The sequence below is a fragment of the Catonella sp. genome (assembly GCF_052169795.1).
Lineage (GTDB): Bacteria > Bacillota > Clostridia > Lachnospirales > Lachnospiraceae > Catonella.
This window is the reverse complement of record NZ_JBQNBU010000105.1, coordinates 1-6,216: the sequence shown is the minus strand read 5'-3', so window position 1 is coordinate 6,216 and position 6,216 is coordinate 1. Positions and strand designations below refer to the sequence as shown.

Annotated in this window: 8 protein-coding genes; all 8 read left to right on the top strand. The window is 33.6% G+C overall.

The features are described from left to right. Positions 1 to 145: 145 nt before the first annotated feature. Positions 146 to 373 carry a type II toxin-antitoxin system MqsA family antitoxin gene (locus tag ACTTKP_RS10755; protein WP_442553901.1) on the top strand — a complete coding sequence of 76 codons (228 nt, stop codon included), beginning with the start codon at positions 146 to 148 and terminating at the stop codon, positions 371 to 373. A 115-nt stretch (positions 374 to 488) separates the two neighbouring features. Beyond that, positions 489 to 1,277, top strand: coding sequence for a class I SAM-dependent methyltransferase (locus ACTTKP_RS10750; protein WP_442553899.1), 789 nt, complete (start codon positions 489 to 491; stop codon positions 1,275 to 1,277). A gap of 39 nt (positions 1,278 to 1,316) precedes the next feature. Next, positions 1,317 to 1,823, top strand: a complete 507-nt coding sequence (locus tag ACTTKP_RS10745; protein ID WP_442553898.1) for a hypothetical protein — start codon at positions 1,317 to 1,319, stop codon at positions 1,821 to 1,823. A gap of 90 nt (positions 1,824 to 1,913) precedes the next feature. Beyond that, positions 1,914 to 3,563: a SulP family inorganic anion transporter gene (locus tag ACTTKP_RS10740; protein ID WP_442553897.1), complete on the top strand. Its 1,650-nt coding sequence runs from the start codon at positions 1,914 to 1,916 to the stop codon at positions 3,561 to 3,563. A 107-nt stretch (positions 3,564 to 3,670) separates the two neighbouring features. Then, positions 3,671 to 4,663 carry a Fic family protein gene (locus tag ACTTKP_RS10735; RefSeq protein WP_442553896.1) on the top strand — a complete coding sequence of 331 codons (993 nt, stop codon included), beginning with the start codon at positions 3,671 to 3,673 and terminating at the stop codon, positions 4,661 to 4,663. A 25-nt stretch (positions 4,664 to 4,688) separates the two neighbouring features. Next, the gene (locus ACTTKP_RS10730; RefSeq protein WP_442553900.1) at positions 4,689 to 5,498 is read left to right on the top strand and encodes a Cof-type HAD-IIB family hydrolase; all 810 of its coding nucleotides are present in this window, start codon (positions 4,689 to 4,691) and stop codon (positions 5,496 to 5,498) included. Between the two features lie 3 nt (positions 5,499 to 5,501). Further along, positions 5,502 to 5,987, top strand: coding sequence for a hypothetical protein (locus tag ACTTKP_RS10725; RefSeq protein WP_442553895.1), 486 nt, complete (start codon positions 5,502 to 5,504; stop codon positions 5,985 to 5,987). Further along, the coding region (locus tag ACTTKP_RS10720) for a hypothetical protein (RefSeq protein ID WP_442553894.1) at positions 5,984 to 6,216 on the top strand (233 nt) is incomplete at its 3' end. The genes ACTTKP_RS10725 and ACTTKP_RS10720, both read left to right, overlap by 4 nt.

The window sequence follows — 6,216 nt, the reverse complement described above, 5'->3', positions numbered from 1 at the left end:
TAATTTTTGGATATAGCATAAATGGAAAGATTTTGCATATAGTTGCAGGATGTGATAATATGAAAATATATGTGATAACTGTGTATTATCCTGATACAAAGAAATTTGAAGATGATTTAATTACAAGAAGGAAGGGGTGATAGATATGTGTATGTATTGTAAAAATACCACAACGGTAAAAAGTAAAACAACTCATGTTGTAAATTATAATAATTGTATTATTGTTGTAAAAAACGTTCCTTGTCTTGAATGTGAGCAGTGTGGAGAAAAATATTATACAGATGAAGTTGCAGAAAGATTGGAAATGATTGTTGATACAGCTAAAAAAATGATGCAGGAAATTGCTGTAATTGATTATCCACAGGTTGCTTAGAGAATATTTTTGTAAGAACCCGGAGAGGTGAAGCCGAAGCAATCCTGTGTCATTGGGTGTCAAATACTTTTGACACCCACATCATATTATTAATAATGTAGTAAGGAGAAATATTATGGAAAAAAGAATTGAAATGCTAAGAACTATATATGGGAAGTTTGATGAGGATAAAAGGCTTACTGCAAGCAGACAGGGACAGCTTGAGTATTTTATTACAATGAATTATGTGGATAAGTACATCAAGTCCGGTGATAAAATACTGGAAATAGGGGCAGGGACAGGCAGATATTCCATAGCACTTGCAAAAAATGGTTATGATGTAACTGCGGTTGAGCTTGTGGAAAGTAATCTTGAAGTTTTAAAGAAAAATGCCGAAGGTTTGGAGAATATATCAGCTTTTCAGGGTGATGCACTGAATCTAAGTAGATTTGATGACAATACCTTTGATGTAACCCTTTTATTTGGGCCTATGTATCATTTATATGAAGAAAAAGACCGGCATCAGGCTTTGGATGAAGCGATTCGTGTAACAAAGCCTGATGGAGTTATACTTGTAGCATTTTTATCTGTGCATGCAATTATGATGAGTAATTACCTTTCTGTCAATTTTAAAGAGGGCTTTACAGCTAATTTTGATGAAGGCTATAAGGTGAAGCATTTTACAGAACAGGCATTTACAGGCTTTGATATAGCAGAATTTGAAGAAATGTTTGAGGCTAAGCCTGTGGAATATATAACTACGGTTGCTGCAGACAGTGTTTTGGAAATAGCTGAGAGAAATCCTGATTTTAAAATGTCAGATGAGGATTTTGGTTTGTTTTTGAATTATCAGATAAATATTTGTGAGAAGAGGGAAATGCTGGGGCTTTCCAGTCATTTGCTGTATATTTGCAGAAAGAAGTAGGAAGATAAGGTATTTATAAAAAAGTAAGGATTAATTTATATGAATGAAACTATAACTGTAAATAAAAAGGAATATACTATTATAAAGCTGCTTGGAAAGGGAAAAGGAGGCTATTCCTACCTTGTTAATAATGATGGGCTCTTATTCACATTAAAACAAATACATCATGAGCCTTGTGAGTATTATCAGTTTGGTAATAAAATTGAAGCTGAATTAAGAGATTATGAGAGACTTTCTCAGATTGGTCTTATGTTACCGAAACTTATTTATTGCGATAAGGAAAAGGAAATAATTATCAAAGAGTTCATAGATGGAAAAACCATTGTAGAAATAATAAAAGATGGTGAATTTAAGGAAGATTATCTTAAACAGGTTATGGAAATGCAGAAAGTATGTAGGAATAATAACCTGAATATCGACTGGTATCCTACTAACTTCATTGTTCAAAATGGAATGTTGTATTATGTTGATTATGAATGTAACCAATATATGGATGAGTGGTCATTTGAGAACTGGGGTATTAAATATTGGTCGGAGACAGAATAATCAGACTATATTTTAATAGTTTTACTAATAATTCTAAAAGAAATATTTAGGATAATTATTTGATTAGGATATAGCAGAAGGGGATAAAACATGGACAAATTAAATTATATTAAACCCAAATTGTTTACAACTTTAAAAGGCTATACCGGTGAACAGTTTGTGAAAGATATAATTTCAGGGATTATTGTGGCGATTATTGCCATGCCGCTATCAATTGCACTGGCGATTGCATCGGGAGTGAATCCGGAGCAAGGACTTTATACAGCAGTGGTTGCCGGTTTCTTTATTTCATTTTTAGGTGGCAGCAGAGTACAAATAGGAGGTCCCACAGCGGCTTTTGTAGTAATTATATATGGAATTATAGCACAGTACGGGATGTCAGGTTTAACTGTTGCTACAATTATGGCGGGTCTGATACTGATAATTATGGGGCTTTTGCGATTTGGTAATCTGATTAAGTTCATTCCTAAAACAATTACTGTCGGTTTTACTCTGGGAATTGCGATAGGTATTGTCACAGGGCAGATAAAAGATTTCTTCGGACTTCAGATGGGAGCAGTACCGGCAGAGTTTACAGATAAGATTATAGCTTTTGCTGAGAACTTCCATACCCTATCTTTAGCAACACTTTTAATTGGTGTTCTTGCACTTTTAATACAAATATTCTGGCCTTATGTATCTAAGAAAATACCCGGTTCTCTTGTTGCAATTATTATCACAACGGTGATTGTATCTTTGGGAAAGCTGCCGGTTAAAACCATAGGAGATTTGTATACAATAAAGACAGGATTTCCAACATTTACAATACCTGAAATATCATTTGATTTGATTCGTCAGATGATATCTCCTGCATTCACTATAGCAATTCTTGCAGCCATAGAATCACTACTTTCCTGTGTGGTTTCTGATGGTATGATAGGAGGTCATCATCGTTCCAATGCAGAGCTGGTAGGACAGGGTGTGGGTAATATAATGTCTGCTCTTTTTGGAGGTATACCTGCAACGGGTGCTATTGCCAGAACTGCTGCAAATGTGAAGAATGGAGGGCGTACACCGGTGGCAGGTATGGTGCATGCGGTTACATTGCTCCTTATACTATTGTTTTTAATGCCTTACGCATCTTTAATTCCAATGAGCACTCTTGCCGCCATTTTGATTATGGTCGGTTATAATATGAGTGGATGGAAGACTGTAGTCCGTATGGTAAGGAAGGCACCAAAAAGTGATACAGCAGTTTTAATTATTACACTTATTTTAACCGTCTTTTTTGACCTGGTAGTTGCCATAGAGTTTGGTATGATACTTGCATCATTTCTATTTCTTAAGCGTATGGCAGATGTTGCAGGTATCCGTCATTGGGTTGAAAGAAATGACTTAGATGAACTGTCTGAAAATACTGATTTGAAAAAGGTTCCTAAAAATGCAATAGTGTATGAAATATTTGGAGCTCTTTTCTTTGGAGATGCAAATGACTTCTTAAATATTGTAGATGAAAAAGGTAAAAATGTACTTATTTTCCGGATGAGAAATGTTCCTGCAATGGATATATCAGGTTTGGAAGCTTTGGAAGAAGCCCTTGAAACCTGTCGCAAGCGGGGAATGACTTTGGTACTTTCTCATGTAAATGAGCAGCCGATGAAAGTTATGGAAAAGGCCGGTTTTATAGAGAAAATCGGTAGGGAAAATATTTGCGATAATATTGATAAAGCTCTTGAAAGAGCAGGAAAATTAGCTGAATAAAACAATAGATACTATTCGCTTTGGAAATGGGGTAAATAAAAGAGTATTGTTATAAGTATATGATAAGTAAGAAAATGCGTAAGATAATACGGAAGTAAGGTAAAATTATGGAGAAATATAAACCACCTTTTATAATTACAGATGAGATATTGATGTATGTATCATCTATTTCAGAAAAAATAGGACAGATTACTGCAACCGGTAATCTTGATACAAGACCGTATCTCAGAAGAAATAATAGAATAAAATCTATTCATTCATCACTTAAAATTGAGGCAAATTCACTTTCTTTGGGACAGGTTAGGGACGTAATTAATGGTAAGACTATATTAGGAGAGCAGAAAGAAATTCAAGAGGTTAAGAATGCCTACGCTGCCTATGAGCATTTATCCGAGATTAATCCCTATGACATCAAAGATTTAAAAAAAATTCATGGAATTATGACAAAATATATTTTGAGAGAATCAGGTGAATTCAGAATCGGTGAAGAAGGTGTATTTAATGGTGAAGAATGTATTTTTATGGCACCTCCTGCAAAGTTTGTTCCACAGCTTGTAAGTGAGCTTTTTGATTGGATGAAAGAAAATCATAATAAGATACATCCGCTTATAATGAGTTGTATATTTCACTATGAATTTGTGTTTATTCATCCATTTTCAGACGGTAACGGCAGAATGGCGAGATTGTGGCAAACGGTTATTTTGTCTAAGTGGAAGCAGATATTTGAATATATTCCTATTGAAAGCCAGATAGAGAAATTTCAGGAGGAATATTATGATGTGATTGCTAAGTGCCATATAAATGGAGAATCTACAGTTTTTATCGAATTTATGCTGTTACAGCTTGATAAAATTTTAGATGATATTTCTATTCAGCTTAACGAAACTAATGGGTATATTTTGGAAACTGTTAAAAGGTTGCTTGATGTGATGGAATATGATATTCCATACACAAGTAAAACACTTATGGAAAAGCTTGGCTTGAAATCAAGGGAAGGATTTAGGAAGAATTATTTAAGTCCTGCAATAGATATGTGTGTCATTAAAATGACAGATCCGGATACACCAAGAAGCAGAAACCAAAGATATATCAGAGTTTAAATTGGGGGAATATAGTGTGAACAATATGAATGTAGAAATAGTCTTTAGTGATGTAGACGGAACATTGTTAAATAATGAACATAAAATGCTTGAAGGAACAATGTATGCAATACGCAAATTACAGGAAAAAGATATTCCTTTTGTAATAATATCGGCAAGAAGTCCATCGGGAATCTATCCTATTTTAGAGGAAAACGGATTTTCTTGTCCGATTATATCTTACAGTGGAGCTTTAATTTTGGATGATAAGAAAAATACTGTTTATTCCACCGGTTTTGATAAGGAAACAGCAGAGAATGTCATTAATTTTATAGAAGGAGAAAAATTTGACTGCTGTTGGAATCTATATACCGGAGACAACTGGATAGTTAAGGATAAGAAAGATCCAAGAGTAATTTGTGAAGAAAATATAGTTCATACAGAAGCGATGGAGGGTACACTTGCTTTATTACCAGACAATGCAGAATTAGAAAAGATTCTCTGTATCTGCAATCCGGAAAAGACTATAGAAATTGAAGATAAAATAAAGAAGAAATTTCCTATGTTATCGGTAGTTAAGTCATTTCACACAATGATTGAGATTATGCAAACCGGTATAACAAAGGGAAGTGCAGTTTTAGAGCTATGCAAATTATGGAATATAAAGCTTGATAAGGCTGTGGCTTTCGGAGATAACTTTAACGATGCGGATATGCTTGATGTGGTCGGTTTTCCTTTTCTAATGGGTAATGCACCGGAAGAACTGAAACTTCGTTTTAAGAATATTACCGATAGCAATAATGATGAAGGAATATATAAGGCTCTTGTTAAAATGGGAGCGATTTCACCGAGGTAAACTATGGATAAAATTTTAATTATTATTGCACTTTTAGGACTAGGAATATTTTTTATAGGAAAAATGTTTAATCCCCCGGTTGGACCTAAATATAAGTTAAAGTCAATTCTTTTTAATCCTGAAAACAGTCAGGTTTCACAAGAACTTGGAAAACAGATTTTTATATCAAAGGGAAAAAGAAGAATTATTTTGCCAACCGAATTTGATTTATGGACAGAGGCTAAACTTTTTGAAAAAGGGATTGTTTTAAAGAAAAATAAAAAAGAAAGGACAATATTTTTTGGTGAATTATCCTTTATAGAGCCTTTTTTAGTTAATTCATTATTTGTAAAAGGTAAATATTTCGGATATTCATTTACATTGAAAAATAAAAAAGAGAAAATAGATTTAAAAAGCTGTGATATGAATGATTTAGATGTGTTTATTGATGAAGTATGTAAATTATTTTCGCAGGAAACAGAAAAGGTAGTAATAAAGGAGGCAGGATGAAAGCTTTTATAAAGAAATATTATGTTTATATTTTAGTAATGCTTGCATTTTATGTGGCAGCACCGTTGTTGTGTAGGGATACGGGCAGTGCTATATTTACACTGCTTTGTCTTTTACCGGTTATATTGTTCATACTTTCACTTGTATATGCCAAAATGAATGGATTTAAATGGTATTTATCTCTGGCAGTTGCATTACTTTGGCTACCAACTGTTTTTATCTATTATAA

Coding starts and splice junctions, on each gene's coding strand:
- ACTTKP_RS10735 (WP_442553896.1), top strand. CDS start 3,671: ATGGAGAAATATAAACCACCTTTTATAATTACAGATGAGATATTGATG.
- ACTTKP_RS10755 (WP_442553901.1), top strand. CDS start 146: ATGTGTATGTATTGTAAAAATACCACAACGGTAAAAAGTAAAACAACT.
- ACTTKP_RS10725 (WP_442553895.1), top strand. CDS start 5,502: ATGGATAAAATTTTAATTATTATTGCACTTTTAGGACTAGGAATATTT.
- ACTTKP_RS10750 (WP_442553899.1), top strand. CDS start 489: ATGGAAAAAAGAATTGAAATGCTAAGAACTATATATGGGAAGTTTGAT.
- ACTTKP_RS10730 (WP_442553900.1), top strand. CDS start 4,689: ATGAATGTAGAAATAGTCTTTAGTGATGTAGACGGAACATTGTTAAAT.
- ACTTKP_RS10740 (WP_442553897.1), top strand. CDS start 1,914: ATGGACAAATTAAATTATATTAAACCCAAATTGTTTACAACTTTAAAA.
- ACTTKP_RS10745 (WP_442553898.1), top strand. CDS start 1,317: ATGAATGAAACTATAACTGTAAATAAAAAGGAATATACTATTATAAAG.